Origin of the sequence: Dactylosporangium sp. NPDC000244 (assembly GCF_040300725.1) — a bacterium.
Lineage (GTDB): Bacteria > Actinomycetota > Actinomycetes > Mycobacteriales > Micromonosporaceae > Dactylosporangium.
The window spans coordinates 93822-108579 of record NZ_JBEPEH010000046.1 but is presented as its reverse complement, the minus strand read 5'-3'; the positions used below and the strand labels follow the sequence as shown (position 1 = coordinate 108579).

Sequence of the window (14758 nt, the reverse complement as noted above, 5' to 3'; positions counted from 1 at the left end):
TCAGCCTCCGCGACGTCCAGATCGCCGCCCGCCACGCCGACCCGCGAACGACGATGCGCTACGACCGGGCCCGCAACAACCTCGACCGCCACCCCCACTACATCCTCGCCGCCTACATGGCCTCCGGCACCTGACCTTGGAGCACGACCATGCCGATGAGCGGAAGTTTTGCGTCAAGGCCGAGGACCGAGCTCCAGCCGCACGGGTGGAAGATTCAGCCGGTGCCTGCTGTCGTTGACCACGCGAGCAATGTGTTCGCGCAGCACCGCAGGATCGCCTACCAGATCACGGATCTCCGATGCCTCGGCGGCCAAGGCGTGCTCCCAGCCGGTCGACGAGTTCGTTGCGGCAACCCGGGCGAGATTTTGCTCGGCGATCGTGGTCTTTCCGGCCAGGGCTGCGGCAACACCCGCATGGAAGGCGTGCCAGAGCGGTGATTCGTCGCGGCGCGCCGGGCGCGAGATCAGGCCGGACGCGACGGCATGGATATCGGGAAATTGCCGCCGAAGCTCGGCGGCCTGGCCCGCCGCGATGTCAGCCACCACGGCGACGTCCCGCGCGAACTGATCGGGATTCAGGAAGCCGACGTGCTCGGTCCACCCTCGTTCACCGATCGGCGGTTCGGACGCCCAGGAGCCGTCCGGACGCCAGCGCAGCCGAGCGCCCTCGTCGAACGCCCACCGGTCGCGACCGGCCCACAGCCACATCGCACCAACATTGAGGTACGTGCCAGGGCTGCGTCCGGGCTGGAACTCCACAACGGTCAACCACCACTGGTGGTCGGCGTACCACAGTCTCGAGCGCCCAGAGCGCACAAGGCCAAGTGGCGCTAAACGTGGTCCTGCCGCTGCCGCGATCAACCTGCCGGCTTCCTGGGCAACGGACATCGCCACACCATACCGAGCACGGCCTGTGCGCTCATGCCGCTGCTGGCGCTCGACAGTCGCCCAAAGATTTTCACCGACCGTGAGCGGATTTCGGCATGGTCGGCCGCGTCCGACCATGCCGATGAGCGCGCACGTGATCCCGCCTGCGGCCAGGGGTGCTATGGCCATCGGCAGCCTTGGCGCAGATGTAGCCTCCGTGGTTGACGATCAAGGCCGGCTGCGATGGGCCGCAGAACCCGACAGGATGAGGCGAGGCCTGACCGGCTGGCATCAAGAATCGTTTAGAATCGGGCGAACTGGATGGCGAACAGCACGAGGACCGCGGCGAGCACGACCCCGACCGCGACAAGCTTTTGACGCTGGTACCGCTTCGGCGTCGGCAGCGCGGCCAGGGCCAACGGCAGCGCGGCCGGCATGTACACGAACAGGCCGAAGAACATCCCGCACAGCGCCATCGGCACCAGCACGACGGTGACCAGCAGGCACGCGGCCCGGAAGTCCAGATGGTCCCGGCACGCCAGCGGAACCACCGTCAGCAGCACACAGATGACGTACAGCGGCGTCGACTCCGGATACCCAACCGCCAGTGGCACCGACACGAGCGTGGCGTAGCCGGCCCCGGCCCCCACGGTGAGCCGATCCCAGGCGACCGGTGTCAGCGCTACTTGAACACGTTCAACCACGCGGTTAGCGTAGACCACACCCGGAAGTACTTCATGCTCGTGTGACCTAATCGCGGCGACCACGGCCATGTCGACGTGCTGGGCAACCGCCGACGGTGCGCTCATAGCCGCTGTCTTCGCGCGGCGCGACGGCGGCCGTGCGGACCCGAGCGTGGTGCAGCTTATTGCTCCGGCATCGTCTGGGCGTCAAGGACGTCTTCCCAGGTGTTGTACAACGCCGGCCAGTTGGCTCCGGGCTCGAGCGCGCTTTCCGGAAGCCGTCCACCGACGATGGCGACACGCACGCCGACATGATCGCCGCCGAATCGAGCAAGCCAGCCAGCACAAGCAAGGTCCGCGTTGGTTCCCGGAGTGCCTTTGTGGCAGCCGAACAGGTCGTCGCCGAGCATAGGCTGCCGTCCTGTCGCCGGATCACGAACGGTGACAGCGAGGTCAGCCCATCGCTCGGCCGGGAACTTTGCAGCTGCGTTATCGGCATTATCTACACGGAACGGGCACTCATCGCAGGGGAAGCCCCGATGCGGGAGCGGCGCCGGTTCGACCATGCCCGTCACCCTACGATCGCGACCGGACCCGAACCATTCGCCGACCCGCCTCGGGTGCGCGCATCTGCCGCGATCCGCGCGCTACAGACCGTGATGGCCCGGCTGGCGGCTCGGCGCGCGGATCTAGCCGATGAGCGGGCATCCGATCTTTGCACTTGCGCGCTGTTGCTGGCCGCGTAGCGATCGTACGGTACATGGGTGGCAATCATGCTTGTATGCCGTGCGCGGCCTACGGAGCAGCAGGAGTCAGCAGCGCTCTGATCGCGCGCAGGTCGGCGGGGGCCAGTAGGTCGGTCGCGTCGAACGTTGCGATCCACTCGCGGAGAGCGGGCGTCCTGTCCGCCAACTGACGTTCCACGTCCTCTGCGAGGGTCGGCTCCTGCTGGTGCTCGCGCCAGTTGCCCTGGTCGGGGTCATAGACCCAGGCGTGCCCGGCATACGCCGCTGCGCCACGCCACCCGGCCGCGTAGTCATCGATGATGGCGTGGTCCGTCGCACCGGCGATGTGCAACAGCATCGCAGAGATCATGCCGGTGCGGTCCCGGCCTCCCGCGCAGTGCACGAGCACTGCCCCGTCTGCCCGGGCGACCGCGCGCAGAGCGGCGGAGATGCGGTCGGGGGCAAGCCGGGCATTGTCGGCCCAGCAGCGCGGATGATCCAGGAACGGCCCGCAGACCCGGAGGAACTCGGTGTCATCAGGGTCTTCGGTCGGCGCCGGCACGAAGACCAGGCCCTGCAGCGACTCGGCGCTGATGATCGGATGTTCTGCTCGACGCTGCGTCTCAGCCGGTGCGTTCCGCAGGTCTACCACAGTGCGCACGCCCGCCGCCTTCGATGCAGCCCACCCTTCATCGGTCAGGTGCTCCGGCGCCGCCGAACGGAACACCTTCCCGAACGCCGTGCAGCCGCCGACGCGCAACGCCCGACCACCCAGGTCCCGCACGTTCCGGCCACCCGACCAGTGCAACACGTCCAACATCGCCTCCGCTCAAAACGACTTCCATGCCGTTCATATGGTGCTTGGTCACGCTAGAACCAACCGAGTACGGCGCACACTCATGCCGCCGATCGTGCGCGGCGACTTTCAAGGCGGGTGCGGTCGGTGACGGGCCCAAGCGGCGCGAAGGTGCCCTGTTCTGTCGATGACGGCGCGCTGCCGAGTCGACCCATCCGGCCGCGCACCGTCAACCGTCGCTTGTGGCTTTTGTAGGCGGGCCGAGCGATCGAAGGCCGCTTGACCGTCCTGATCTGAAAGCAGCTGCCCCGGATCAGCGGCCGTCGACGGCTTGGTAACCGCTGATGTACTCGTGGGCGTCGGTCGGCATTGAGTCGCCTTCGTTGGCGGCCCACCAGATCTCGTTCTCCAGCCAGAAGCGGTAGAGGAACGACTCGAAGGATTCGGCGCAAAAGTCGATCTCGCCGCGCTCGGTATCGTCGGACTCCGGGCCGCCGTAGAAGTCCGACGAGGACACGACCGCATGGTCGGTCGCCGTGAGGTACAGGTACCAGTAAAGGCAGCCCTGCTGATCGGCGAGGAACCGAATCAGATAGCCATCGGAACCCGGCGCCTCTACAGGCACCGGATCTACGCTGATGTAGCAGGCCGTACAGGAGCGAATCTTGCTTTGCAACGCGGGCGAGCGCATGAACCGCAGGAAGACCGGCGGTAAGGCCAGGCCCAGTCTGTCGCAGGCGGCCTCCAGTTCGGGAAGTTTGGTGACCGGCTCGGTGCCGATGCTCCACTCCTCGGGCGTGGGCAGGTCGGCCAGCCACGCCAGGTCACCGGTCAGCTCACGCGCGACCGGTGGAAGCGCCTCGAACTCGTACCGGCCGTACGTGCCCACCGCAGGCCGGGCCGGCACCCCGGCCGCCTCCAGGCCAAACGCCCACCAGTAAGGACGAAAAGGTGAATCCTGCGCTTGCATGTAACCTCCGCTTGCCGACCTTGTCGGCAAGATACCGACTGGGTACGACAGAAACCTGCCGCTGCACACGACGCGGTCACCGAAACCATCCGGCACGCCAAACTCGCGGAACCTGATGCGGAAGTCATGCTCGGGGCGACGTGGCTCGACCGTGGTTACCGGATCTGCCGCGATCCGCTCGCTACGCAACGTCATGACTTGAGGATCGTCCGGCTTGCTGATCTGCCGAAAGTAGCGCGTCCTCCTGCGGGCTGGAGGGCAGTCAGGGGCACTAGGGGCGGTTGGCGTCGGGGTCGTGGCGACCGGGTAAGAGCGGTTCGAGGGCGCAGACGAGGCGGTCGAGCCAGTCTGTGGTGCCATCGTGCATGGAGGGGTGGTTCGTGACGGTCCAGGTCCTAACCGTCGCCGGGTCGAGTTCTGCAACGCCTGACATCCGGCGTAGCCGTGGCGACAGCCGGATCCCGGGCAGTTCGGCCAGGAGCACGGCGTCGTGGAGGTCCTTGCCGTCGCCGTTGCCTCGATCGGCGTGGTCGGCGACGAGCCATTGAAGTTTCCAGGCCAGTGACAGCGCCGCGCTCGCGGTCCAGAGTGCGGTGGGGGTGCCATCGATGCGCGGGATCGCGGTCAGCACCGCGGACTCGGGCAGCGTCTCGTCGTACGCGAAATCGATCTGTACCGCACCGCCGTCGAACGGCACCATGACGCGTACGCCCGCCCCGTCGTATCCCGTCGTCTCGTAGCTGCAGCCGAAGGCGGCGTCGAACTCGGCTCGTGCGGGGTCGAGCCGCACCCCGTCGGGTGTCAGCGGATGGGCTTCCAGCAGTTCGAGCAGATCCATATGCGGCCGGTCGGGCTCGATATCGTCGGCGCGCAGCCAGCGCAACCCGTCCGGCGGGAGGCGTGGCCGGTGGCCCTCGGCGTCGTATTCCTGTGCCGCCCACAGCTCGTCTCGTGGCCTGCGGTGCACGGTCTCCGGCGCGCTACGCACGCGGTGGAGCCCGTCGACATACGGATACGGCCACCAGCGATCCTGGGGCTGGACGGCTATCGGCCGGACGATCCAGTCGATGTCGGCAGGTTCGCGCGCGTGCGGTCCCGCCCACGCCAGCATCGTGACGCTGCCGCGCAGGACCAGCACATCCGCCAGCGGCGAGTCACCGACGAGGGCGAGGATGTGATCGATCGCCAAGCGGTGCGGATTCATGCGGAAATCCAGCCGGCGTCCACAGCCGGGTTGCTGTCCAGCACGACGTACTCCTGTTCGACCTCGACGATCGTGAGCCTCGCCGAGGTGAGTTCCGCGAGCAGTGCGTCGAGGCGGCGGCGTGCTTCCGGGCGGCCACAGCCGCGGCAACGCTGGGTGACGAACCGCTCATGGCGCCCGTCGGGGTCACCCCGGCGGGCGTTGCGGGACACATGCGCGGTGTGCCGCAGGCTGATTCGCCGGGCCAGAACGATGCCGGCATTATCGACGACCAGCTTGACGTGGTGCTCGAAGTACTGGTCCGGTGGGGCTTCCGCATCGAGCTGTGGCACACCACCGTTGAACGGCGATGCCTCCACCTTCACCCGCACGACCGTGAATCCGTCCCCGGCCAGCCGCTCCTCCCAGCCGTGCGCCTCGGCGGCCACGGCGGCGAGCCGACCGCAGGTGCGTAACGTCAGCATTGGCTGGTCGGGAGTCACACCGCGGTCGAGCACGATACGGGTGTATTTCAGCCCCTGCGCCAGGGCGAAACCGGCGAGCCGCGGATCGGCCAGCAACGTCAGATGGATCTCGAAGTCCCCGTCAAGCACGCCAGCGAGGCTAACCCCCTCGACAGGCCAAACGGCGGCCTCCCCCGCGACCGCACAAGGTGAACAGCCAAGATCACATTACCGGATCTGCCGCCGACGGTGCGCGGCGGCCTGTTCGTGCACGTCACAGCGAGTAACCAGCACGGTGAAGCCTAGGCTTCCTGTCCTGGCGATGAGTGCGCTTGCTGCCGGTGCGGGCGACGGCTCCGGCGGAGCCGGGTGCCGGCAGGCCGCCGCGCCGCGACCTGACGCTGCGAGGAGCGGACGGTCCCGGTTCCAGCAGGGGGACACTGGGCCACAGAACGATAGATTATGTTGGTGCCCTGGGCGTACGCGATCTTCATGTTCGCGCTCTCGATTCTCGCGATCACGCGACACCGAGTTCCGGAGAGATGGCGCGGCCGTGAGCGCCGATACGCGGCGATCACGGCGGGAACCGGTGCAGTGCTCGTGGCGGCCGCGGTGCTCGGCTGGGTCGGCTGGCTCTTCACGTTGATGGGCGCCGGGATGTTGGTGTTGTCTGTCCTCGCGGTCACGCGTATCTGGACGCCGCCAAGACTTCGCGGATTCGAATTGCCCTTCGCGGTGCTGACGTTCGGGTTCGCCGTCGTTTGGATACCCGGCGGCGTGTACCTGCAGACCGACGATGAGATGCGCGGCGCGGTTCCGATCCTGCTGCTCACCGGTCTCGCCGTCATCGTCGCGGGCGGGGTCTTCATGGCGCGTCGTGAGAGGCGACTGCGCCGGGAGAATGGCACCGGCCCGCTCCAGTGACGCTCTGCGGGATCGGGGTGCGGCCGACGGGTTATCCGAGTCCCCTATAACCCAATGGCGCGCACTCATCTGGCGCTGTGGGAGGGCAGTTGCGAACCAGCATTCGCCGCCCCGGTGGTGAATGGCCTGGGCCGACGCGATGCTGCTACGGATGGGCGGAATGGTCGACGGCGAACCACCCCGTGCCATCCAGCATTCGTAGCCGGCCGAGGGACGATAGGTGCTGGCAGGTCGCCTCCAGGTCCTCGTCCGGCACGGAGGGTGCATCGCAGCTCGCCAGGAATTGCTGAATGCGCCACACGTCGGCGGCTTCGACCACCGATCCGGTCGCCGGATCTCGCCGCAGGTCGACGTCCACCACTCGGCCGCGCCGATCGGTCATCAGACAACCCGCCCCATGTACGAGGTACGCGATCCCGGAAGCAGTGGTTCCTTCGCGCTCGATGACCCGCCCGGATCGGACGGCGTGCATAAGGCCCGCGATCCCGTCGACGCCGGGAAGGTCACCGAGCAACAGCGTCCTGACCTCGCTGTAAGCGGCGAGGAACGCCTGCGTTGCAGCGATCGCGTCGCCAGAGGTTCCATCCACTCCAGCATTGTCCGCGCGCACCAGCGCCGGTGCACGCACATGCCGCCGATGACGCGCGTCCGCTCGATTGCCGCCAGGTTGCGACTACTCATAGTTATGTCGATGGCGGCGGCGTTAGGGGCGGGGCCGGTTATGACCGCCCCGTGGAACCAGGTTGCCCGGGACGGCCAACCTGGTAGGCCCAGTCCGCACGCGTAACTTGCTGTCGCCCTGCTGGCCTACCTCGCTACGGCTGATCAGGGAAAACGCCACCGACGTGCGCCGGCTCCACTTACCGCGGACCGCCCACGCACCGGGCCAGCCGGGCCAGAACAGCGTCGAGGGAGAGGTCTGTGGCGCTGGGAAGCAGCAGGTCCGCTGCCTTGAAGTGGGCGTCGTGAGCATGCGGGTTCGGCACTGCCACGCATCGCAGCCCGGCCGCGTGCGCCGCCGCGACGCCGTGCGCGGTGTCCTCGAAAGCGACCGCCTCTTTCGCCGGCAGCCCGAGCCGGTCCAGCGCCAGCAGGTAGACAGCCGGATGCGGCTTGTGCGCGGCCACCTCCTCGCCGGTCGCCAGTACCTCGAACCGGGCTCGCAGCCTGGCCTGATCCAGCATCGCGCCCACGTGGGTGATCGGGGAGCTGCTCGCCACCGCCAGCCGGAGCCCCAGCTGCACGGCCCGGTCGAGCCAGCCGACGATGCCAGGTGTCGGCTCCAGCACCGCATTCAGTTCCGCCCGGTGCGCCATCCGCCGCGCGTGGCTGGACTCGCGGTCATAGGCCGGTCCGACTGCCGCGGCCAGCGCGGCGTAACGCGGCTCGTTTGAGCTTCCCCCGCTTTGATGGAGCGGTGGTTACCTGCCTCCGGTCGGGGCAGGGGTGAGGTTATCTGGCTCGGTCTGGGCGTGCCAGGCGGTCTCGTATTCGTCTGGGCTGCGGTAGCCGAGGTCGCGTTGGATGCGGCGGGTGTTGTACCACCCGTCGATGTATTCGAAGATCGCGTTCTCGGCCTCGTCCCGGGTCCGCCACGAGGTGCGGTAGACGAGCTCGATCTTCAGCGTCGACCAGAAGTTCTCCATCAGCGCGTTGAGTGTCGTACGAGTCGCCGACGGAACCCATCGAGGGCAGGATCCCGTTGTCGGACAAGCGTTGCGTGAACCGGAACGACGTGTAGTTCGAGCCTCTGTCGCTGTGGTGAATCAACTGGCCGTCGCGGACGTCGCGGGTCCAGATGCCGTACTCGAGGGCGCCGAGGATCAGGTCGGTGTCGCAGCGGTCGCCGGCCTTCCACCCGACGATGCGGTTGGAGAACGCGTCCCGGACCGCGGCGAGCCAGAACACGCCCTCGCCGCAGCGGATGCGGGTGGCGTCAGCGACCCACAACCGGTTCGGGCCGGTCGCGGTGAACCGTCGGTTGACCAGGTCCGGGGCCGGCGTCGCCCGCGGGTCCTGCACGGTTGAGCCGCCGCGCCAGCCGCGGCGCAGGAACGCGCCCTGCCAGCCCTGCCCGGCCATCAGCCGCTCCACGCGCTTGCGGCCGACCCGGATGCCGTCACGGCGCAGCTGGCGGTGGACCCGGTCCGCACCGTAGGTGCAGCCCGACGCGGTCCAGATGTCGTAGATGTTGGATAGAAGCCCCCGGTCGACCTCATCACGGTCGCAGGGCTGGGCGGCTTGGCGCAGCCACGCGTAGTAGGTCGAAGAGCTGATCTGCAGAACCCGTAACAGGAGCGCGACCGCGAAGCGGTCCGAATGTTCGTCGATGAACGTCATGACCGTCGCCGGGTCGGGTCGAGCTCCGAGGCGAAATACGCACTCGCCGCCTTCAGGATCTCGTTCGCCCGCCGCAGCTCAGCGTTCTCCCGCAGCAACCTGCGATTCTCCTCCACCAGGTCGCTGGACGGCCGGTCGGTACGCTCCCCGGCGTCGGCCTCGGCTTGGCGGATCCAGTTGCGCAACGCCTCGTGATGCACGCCCAGCTGCGCGGCCAGCCGCCGGATCACCGGCTTCGGGTCCGACTCCCGATACAGCCGCACAGCACGCTGCCGCAGCTCATCGGGGTACTTCTTCGGTGGTGCCACGGATCTTCCTCCCCACGGCCATCAGACCATGATCAAGAAGCTCCATGAAAACGGGGGTGGCTCAAGGCCTGCCAGAATGACCTGGTGGTGACAGAAATCGAGCGGAGCTGGGCCATGATCCGGGCGTGGCTGGAACGGTCGTTGCCCGGCTCGCTCACCCAGGCACCCGACACCTCGATGGAACCATCGACACTCGCCTCCCCACTGATGCCCATGGCCGACATTCAGGCGTGGTGGCGCTGCACGGCCGAACTCGTCGGTGGCATGGACCGGATCGGGCTGCTGCCACCAGGCTACGCGCCGCTGTCCCCGCAGGATGCGCACGCCCAGGGGGCACTGCTATCTCGGACACGCAACGAGGTACTACGCGATGTGCTGCCGTCGCCCGACGCGGTGCAGATCTGGGACCGAGAGCCGGCCGGGTCGCCACAGCGGCTGGCCTGGCTGCCATCATGGCTGCCGCTCGGCATGGACGTCATGGGCGGACTGCTGTTCGCCGATTTGCGCGACGGGCCGCTGCGAGGAGCGGTACGGTCGTTCTCCCACGACGGCGGAGCCGGCGAACGGATCCACTGGCCCAGCGTGCGATCCATGCTCGCCGACATCGCAGCCGGACTCTCAAACGGGACACCAGTGGACGGGTACCTGGCGCATGCCGACAAGGAGGGACAGCTCCGTTGGCGCCCGACGTTCCAGGCTCCTCTCACAAGAGCAGGAAGGTAAGGACACAACGATAACCGCGATCGTGCGTGGATAGCGGAGCACAGCGTCTAAAACCATGTCTCATTTGGGATGTTTAACCAGTTTGCGATAGCAGATGAGGGCACAGGCGATCGTGGTAAACGCGGCGAAGTGCTCGGCGTAGCGGCGGACCAGGCGCCGGTAGCGCGTCAGCCATGCCACGGTGCGGTCGATGACCCAGCGGTGCCGGGCCGAGGCGTTGTGAGGACTCGATCTTCTTGCGGGCGATCCGCACGGTGATGCTGCGCCGACGGAGCTCAGCCCGCAGTGCTTTGTGGTCGTAGGCCTTGTCGGCGTGCAGCTTGTCGGGCCGGCGGCGAGGGCGCCCGACCCGGCCGGAGACCGCGGGCATGCCGTCCAGCAGCGGCAGCAGCACCGCCGCGTCCGGGGTGTCCGCTGCGGAGATGGTGGTGGTCAGCGGTAGGCCGCCACGCTCGACCATGACATGGATCTTGCTGCCAGGTTGGCCGCGGTCGACCGGGCTCGGCCCGGTCAGATCGCCCCCTTTTCAGCCCGGACCTGGATCGAGTCGATCACCGCCCGGGACCAGTCCAGGTCGCTGTGGGCCTGCAGCCGCTGCAGCACCGCCAAGCGCAGCGCGGGCCACAGCCCGGCCTTCGTCCACTCGGTGAAGCGGCGGTGCACGGTGGCGCGGGTGACGCCGAACATCGCCTCCCGCAGCTTCCACCACGAGCACCCGGCCTGGGTCAGGTAGCAGATCGCGGCCAGCACCGCCCGGTCGTCCACCCGCCGCCGGCCACCACCCTGCGGCCGCACCGGCACGAGCGGGATCAACGGGCCTGCGATCTCCCACAGAGCATCAGGACACCAACGCTCCACATCGGACACACGGAAAATTGAACATCACGCTCAAGCCGGTGTCAGGCCCAAATGGGACGCGGTCCTAGACACCGGCACCGGCGACTGGCGGGGCCTCGATTTCCTCGGGCAGCGGGTTCTAATCACCCAACCGCTGGATCACCGGCCACGGGGCTGGATCGTCGCTACACCTGCGGGCCTGGCGGGGCAGCCATGCGCTCCCGTCAGACCTGCAACTCCAGTTCCAGCATCCTCGATACCTTGACCGCGGTGCAGGTTGTCGGCCGGTCAGCGGACCGACCATCGACGCTGTCAGATGCCGGTCGCTTGAAGCAGTGATGCGGCGAAGTCGGCGTCGATAGTCTCTACGGCGTGGGTGAAGCTGGTGTTGGGCCTCGGTTGGCGCCGGGTCCTGTCGTCGTCTGACTCGTCGTTGTGATCGTCCCCGGCGACTGGCTGGGCGAGGACGGTGTACAGGTCGGCACGCATAGGACAACAACTCCGTTCGATGGTGGTGTGAACTGCGGTGTGCTCGCGGGCTTGTCCGCTCCAGACGTGAACGGCCAAACGACCGCGTACAACATCGCGGCGAGCGCCGCGAGCAGAACGCCGTCGCGCAGCACGGTTATCCGAGCCCGGATCGTCTGCTCGCCAACCCCGACGGACTCTGCATAGCCTAGCGCCGCCTCACGCAGGACCGGCCGCCGACCTAATACGAGGTAACTGGTGTCGATACGCTGAAACACCGCCTGGGAGGTGAGTAGCGAGATGGCGCCGCCGGCAGCGAGCACGGCGAGCAGGGCGCTGGTCGCCCAGACACAGGTCAACACGACGCCGTGGTCGAAAACACGCCGGGCGCCCGCGGACAGTACCGCGATCTCGGCGAGGCTGAGCGTGAGCAGCGTCCCGGCCCTTGTCCGCGTGCGCTCAAGATCCGCCAGCTGCCGGTCCAACTGCCGACGCCCCTCCTCGACCACGATCTTCAGGTCGTCATTGTCCATGCCGGCTGGAACTCGGCCGCGACCGCACCGGTACACGAATGCAGGCCCGACGCACAGGGTTCGTGACACCACAGGCCGCCCTCGCCGAGTACCGACGACTGAGCCGCCAGCGGGACGCACACCCCCCCCCGACCCCGACTGTCCGACACGGTGCAGACGCTATGCGACGACTGGCTGACGTCCCGAACTCAGGAGTTGCAGCCGAACACTGTCTACAACTACGCCCGCCTGCTCACACTGATCTACCCCTACATCGGCCGAGTTCGCGCTTCCCGGCTCAGCGCCCGGATGACCGAACACGCCTACCAGCACCTCGAGACCGCCGGCTACTCACGCACCACCCTACGAACCCTCCACCTCGTCCTCGCCAAAGCCTTCGTCGAACAGACCGGCCGCCCCCTCGGCGCGCACAAGCCACGCGAGACCGACGACCTCCGACCCGTCTGGACCATCGCCGAAGCCCACACCTTCCTCGAACACACCACCGGCGACCGGCTCTACCCGCTCTGGCGACTCCTGCTCACCACCGGCCTACGCCGCGGCGAACTCTGCGGCCTCAAGTCGTCCGACCTCGAACCCGACCTCGCCGCACTCACCGTCCGCCGACAACACGTCGTGGAAGAACCCACCAGCCACGTCCGGGAGAAGCCACCCAAGTCCCACAACGGCACCCGCACCCTGATCCTCGACCCGGCCACCCTCGCGACACTGACCACCATCAGACCAACCACCAAGACGGCACTCGTCACCGGCCACATGTTCCTCGGCCGACGCGGCCAACCACTCCGGCCGGACAACCTCAGCAACCGGTCCAACCAACTCGCCCGCGCCGCCCACGTCCGCCCGATCGGACCTCACCAAATCCGACACCTTCTGGCCTCGAACCTCCACGATCTGGGCTATGGCATAGCCGAAGTCGCCGAACGTCTCGGCCACGACCCCGCCACCCTCATGCGCGACTACTCGCGCATCAACGCCACACGCCGCCGGCAGGCCGCTCACGACCTCGCCGATCTCGTCACACCAACTGCAAAGCTCATGACCTAGTGCGGTGGCCATGAACGTTCACCGGGTCGGTGACACGCCGGGCTGGATCCACCCGGTTGCGGGCCACCTGTCGCACGCTCGATAGCGCTCATGTTCGCTGTCGAGGGTGAGGTGGGTGGATGGCTGAGCCTGTCCGGGCGCGGCGGTTGAGCGATGAGGAGGGCCGCCGGTTGCAGCAGATTGTGCGGCGGGGCAAGCACGAGTCGATCCGGGTTCGCCGGGCGTTGATCATCATGGCGTCGGCGTCCGGGACGCCGGTGCCGGCGATTGCTCGTCTGGTCGCGGCGCACGAGGACACCGTTCGGGATGTGATCCACCGGTTCAACGAGATTGGGCTGCGTGCACTGGACCCTAACTGGGCGGGTGGCCGTCCCCGCCGGATCAGCGAAGACGACGAGGCATACATCGTCGCGACGGCCATGGCGCGGCCCAAGCAGCTGGGCCGCCCGTTCACTCAGTGGAGCATCCGCAAACTCGCCGACTACCTGGCCACCAACAAGGTCCGGCGGGTGTACCTGGGCCGGGAATCGTTACGGCAGCTGCTGCACCGCAACGGCATCTCCTTCCAGCGCACTCGCACCTGGAAGGAGTCCACCGACCCGGACAAGGATGCCAAGCTCGACCGAATCGAGGAGGTCACCACCGCGTTTCCGGACCGGTGCTTCGCCTTCGACCAGTTCGGGCCGCTGTCGATCCGCCCGCACCATGGCACCGGCTGGGCTCCGAAGACGCGGCCGGACCGGTTGCCGGCCACTTACAAGCGCACGCACGGGATCCGCTACTTCCACGGCTGCTACAGCCTCGGCGATGACCAGCTCTGGGGTGTGCTGCGTGCCGATCACACCTTGACCGCGCTCAAGTCGATTCGTGCGGCCCGGCCGGATGGCGCCCCGATCTACGTCATTCTGGACAACCTCTCGGCCAACAAGACCCCAGCGATCCGGGCGTGGGCTGCCCGCAACAAGGTCGAGCTGTGCCTGACTCCGACCAGCGCGTCCTGGGCGAACCCGATCGAGGCCCAGTTCGGGCCGCTGCGCCGCTTCACCATGGCCAACTCCAACTACCCCAACCACACCGTCCTGGCCCGCGATCTGCATGACTACCGACGCTGGCGCAACGCCAACGCCCGCCACCCCGACGTCCTAGCAGCCCAACGCCGCGAACGCGCCCGCATCCGCAGCGAACGTCAACAATCCTGGGGTCGTCCACGCTCCAAGGCCGCTTGACCTACTCGAACCGTTGGCGGCGGCTGATCAACGCAGTGCATCGGCCTCACCGACCGCCACGAGCAACTCAATCGGCAACTCCGGATCTCCCTGGCCAACGGCGAGCGCAACCCACCGACCACCATCCAGCGGCCGCCAGACGAACATCTCACCACTGAGCTGGCAAAGCTGGTTCATCGGTTCCGGCGCGTGGTCCTCACCCCACAGATACGGCTCGAGATCAACAGTCCGGGGCTCGCCCCAGCGGGCCGTCAGCACGGTCGCCAGCGTCCGGAAACCGGCGTCGATCTCCGCCTGCGCTGTCTCGACGATCTCCTCGCTGCGGTCATCCCAGAAACTCCGGCTGGCCTGCAGGACATACACGTGGAAGCCAGGCCCGCTCGACTGGCGGCCCTCTCGTGTGTTCCCACCTGGAAAAGGAAGCACGAGCAGGCCGTCGATGATCGCGAGTCCCTCTTGCATGACCATGCCAAGAGGCTAGAGAACCCGGCGAACGTATCTGGTCACCGCACTAGCCACGCCCGAAACACCGCATCGCGACGGGCCCACGTCATAGACCCCTTTACTCGGCCGGTTTATGCTCGAGGCGACCTGGGAGAACGTGCACGAGCACGTCGCTGGGGCCTCCTACGACTGGGGGTCAAGGGGTCGTGGGTTCAAATCCC

General features: G+C 67.5%; 17 protein-coding genes and 2 pseudogenes. 4 read left to right on the top strand and 15 right to left on the bottom strand.

Annotation, left to right across the window (positions count from 1 at the left end; all coding sequences use genetic code 11):
* Window positions 1-173 precede the first annotated feature (173 nt).
* From ABT369_RS47315 to ABT369_RS47285, 7 genes are all read right to left on the bottom strand, one after another.
* Window positions 174-887: a hypothetical protein gene (locus tag ABT369_RS47315; RefSeq protein WP_350623348.1), complete on the bottom strand. Its 714-nt coding sequence runs from the start codon at window positions 885-887 to the stop codon at window positions 174-176.
* 281 nt (window positions 888-1168) lie between these two features.
* Window positions 1169-1570, bottom strand: a complete 402-nt coding sequence (locus ABT369_RS47310; RefSeq protein ID WP_350623346.1) for a hypothetical protein — start codon at window positions 1568-1570, stop codon at window positions 1169-1171.
* 161 nt (window positions 1571-1731) lie between these two features.
* Window positions 1732-2115 carry a DUF6283 family protein gene (locus ABT369_RS47305; protein ID WP_350623344.1) on the bottom strand — a complete coding sequence of 128 codons (384 nt, stop codon included), beginning with the start codon at window positions 2113-2115 and terminating at the stop codon, window positions 1732-1734.
* A gap of 229 nt (window positions 2116-2344) precedes the next feature.
* Window positions 2345-3094: a tyrosine-protein phosphatase gene (locus ABT369_RS47300; RefSeq protein ID WP_350623342.1), complete on the bottom strand. Its 750-nt coding sequence runs from the start codon at window positions 3092-3094 to the stop codon at window positions 2345-2347.
* 289 nt (window positions 3095-3383) lie between these two features.
* Window positions 3384-4235 (bottom strand): hypothetical protein, encoded by an 852-nt coding sequence (locus tag ABT369_RS47295; RefSeq protein WP_350623340.1) that lies wholly within the window; start codon window positions 4233-4235, stop codon window positions 3384-3386.
* 76 nt (window positions 4236-4311) lie between these two features.
* Window positions 4312-5244: a nucleotidyl transferase AbiEii/AbiGii toxin family protein gene (locus ABT369_RS47290; protein WP_350623338.1), complete on the bottom strand. Its 933-nt coding sequence runs from the start codon at window positions 5242-5244 to the stop codon at window positions 4312-4314.
* Window positions 5241-5837 carry a hypothetical protein gene (locus ABT369_RS47285; protein WP_350623336.1) on the bottom strand — a complete coding sequence of 199 codons (597 nt, stop codon included), beginning with the start codon at window positions 5835-5837 and terminating at the stop codon, window positions 5241-5243. Before ABT369_RS47285 ends, ABT369_RS47290 begins: the two co-directional genes overlap by 4 nt.
* A gap of 318 nt (window positions 5838-6155) precedes the next feature.
* On the opposite strand from ABT369_RS47285, the gene ABT369_RS47280 reads away from it, so the two are divergent.
* The gene (locus ABT369_RS47280) at window positions 6156-6611 is read left to right on the top strand and encodes a hypothetical protein (protein WP_350623334.1); all 456 of its coding nucleotides are present in this window, start codon (window positions 6156-6158) and stop codon (window positions 6609-6611) included.
* 145 nt (window positions 6612-6756) lie between these two features.
* Here the strand turns inward: ABT369_RS47280 and ABT369_RS47275 are convergent, their stop codons facing one another.
* From ABT369_RS47275 to ABT369_RS47255, 5 genes and pseudogenes are all read right to left on the bottom strand, one after another.
* On the bottom strand, window positions 6757-7200 hold the full coding sequence (locus tag ABT369_RS47275; RefSeq protein ID WP_350623332.1) for a DUF6896 domain-containing protein: 444 nt from the start codon (window positions 7198-7200) through the stop codon (window positions 6757-6759).
* Window positions 7201-7471: 271 nt separating this feature from the next.
* Entirely contained in the window at window positions 7472-7927 is a 456-nt protein-coding gene (locus tag ABT369_RS47270) for an HAD-IA family hydrolase (protein ID WP_350623330.1), read from the bottom strand.
* A 105-nt stretch (window positions 7928-8032) separates the two neighbouring features.
* Window positions 8033-8257 (bottom strand): IS3 family transposase, encoded by a 225-nt coding sequence (locus ABT369_RS47265; RefSeq protein WP_350623328.1) that lies wholly within the window; start codon window positions 8255-8257, stop codon window positions 8033-8035.
* A 34-nt stretch (window positions 8258-8291) separates the two neighbouring features.
* Window positions 8292-8951: pseudogene (locus tag ABT369_RS47260) on the bottom strand (IS3 family transposase); the annotation flags it as partial.
* Window positions 8948-9259, bottom strand: coding sequence for a transposase (locus tag ABT369_RS47255; protein WP_350623326.1), 312 nt, complete (start codon window positions 9257-9259; stop codon window positions 8948-8950). The pseudogene ABT369_RS47260 and the gene ABT369_RS47255, both read right to left, overlap by 4 nt.
* Window positions 9260-9343: 84 nt before the next feature.
* On the opposite strand from ABT369_RS47255, the gene ABT369_RS47250 reads away from it, so the two are divergent.
* A complete protein-coding gene (locus tag ABT369_RS47250) occupies window positions 9344-9982 on the top strand; it encodes an SMI1/KNR4 family protein (RefSeq protein WP_350623324.1) in 639 nt (212 codons plus the stop codon).
* Between the two features lie 60 nt (window positions 9983-10042).
* Here the strand turns inward: ABT369_RS47250 and ABT369_RS47245 are convergent.
* Window positions 10043-10840, bottom strand: a pseudogene (locus tag ABT369_RS47245) (IS5 family transposase).
* 344 nt (window positions 10841-11184) lie between these two features.
* On the bottom strand, window positions 11185-11820 hold the full coding sequence (locus ABT369_RS47240; protein WP_350623322.1) for a hypothetical protein: 636 nt from the start codon (window positions 11818-11820) through the stop codon (window positions 11185-11187).
* 150 nt (window positions 11821-11970) lie between these two features.
* Between ABT369_RS47240 and ABT369_RS47235 the strand changes: the two genes are divergently transcribed.
* Together ABT369_RS47235 and ABT369_RS47230 are read left to right on the top strand one after the other, a co-directional pair.
* Window positions 11971-12867, top strand: coding sequence for a tyrosine-type recombinase/integrase (locus ABT369_RS47235; RefSeq protein ID WP_350623320.1), 897 nt, complete (start codon window positions 11971-11973; stop codon window positions 12865-12867).
* 119 nt (window positions 12868-12986) lie between these two features.
* Window positions 12987-14093, top strand: coding sequence for an IS630 family transposase (locus tag ABT369_RS47230; RefSeq protein WP_350623318.1), 1107 nt, complete (start codon window positions 12987-12989; stop codon window positions 14091-14093).
* A gap of 27 nt (window positions 14094-14120) precedes the next feature.
* Here the strand turns inward: ABT369_RS47230 and ABT369_RS47225 are convergent, their stop codons facing one another.
* Entirely contained in the window at window positions 14121-14561 is a 441-nt protein-coding gene (locus ABT369_RS47225) for a hypothetical protein (protein WP_350623316.1), read from the bottom strand.
* Window positions 14562-14758: the final 197 nt, after the last annotated feature.

What these genes read in the sequence shown, in the direction of transcription:
- ABT369_RS47315 (WP_350623348.1), bottom strand. Translation starts at nt 887, where the DNA reads ATGTCCGTTGCCCAGGAAGCCGGCAGGTTGATCGCGGCAGCGGCAGGA.
- ABT369_RS47305 (WP_350623344.1), bottom strand. Translation starts at nt 2,115, where the DNA reads ATGGTCGAACCGGCGCCGCTCCCGCATCGGGGCTTCCCCTGCGATGAG.
- ABT369_RS47300 (WP_350623342.1), bottom strand. Translation starts at nt 3,094, where the DNA reads ATGTTGGACGTGTTGCACTGGTCGGGTGGCCGGAACGTGCGGGACCTG.
- ABT369_RS47295 (WP_350623340.1), bottom strand. Translation starts at nt 4,235, where the DNA reads ATGACGTTGCGTAGCGAGCGGATCGCGGCAGATCCGGTAACCACGGTC.
- ABT369_RS47290 (WP_350623338.1), bottom strand. Translation starts at nt 5,244, where the DNA reads ATGAATCCGCACCGCTTGGCGATCGATCACATCCTCGCCCTCGTCGGT.
- ABT369_RS47270 (WP_350623330.1), bottom strand. Translation starts at nt 7,927, where the DNA reads ATGGCGCACCGGGCGGAACTGAATGCGGTGCTGGAGCCGACACCTGGC.
- ABT369_RS47265 (WP_350623328.1), bottom strand. Translation starts at nt 8,257, where the DNA reads ATGGAGAACTTCTGGTCGACGCTGAAGATCGAGCTCGTCTACCGCACC.
- ABT369_RS47240 (WP_350623322.1), bottom strand. Translation starts at nt 11,820, where the DNA reads ATGGACAATGACGACCTGAAGATCGTGGTCGAGGAGGGGCGTCGGCAG.
- ABT369_RS47230 (WP_350623318.1), top strand. Translation starts at nt 12,987, where the DNA reads ATGGCTGAGCCTGTCCGGGCGCGGCGGTTGAGCGATGAGGAGGGCCGC.
- ABT369_RS47225 (WP_350623316.1), bottom strand. Translation starts at nt 14,561, where the DNA reads ATGGTCATGCAAGAGGGACTCGCGATCATCGACGGCCTGCTCGTGCTT.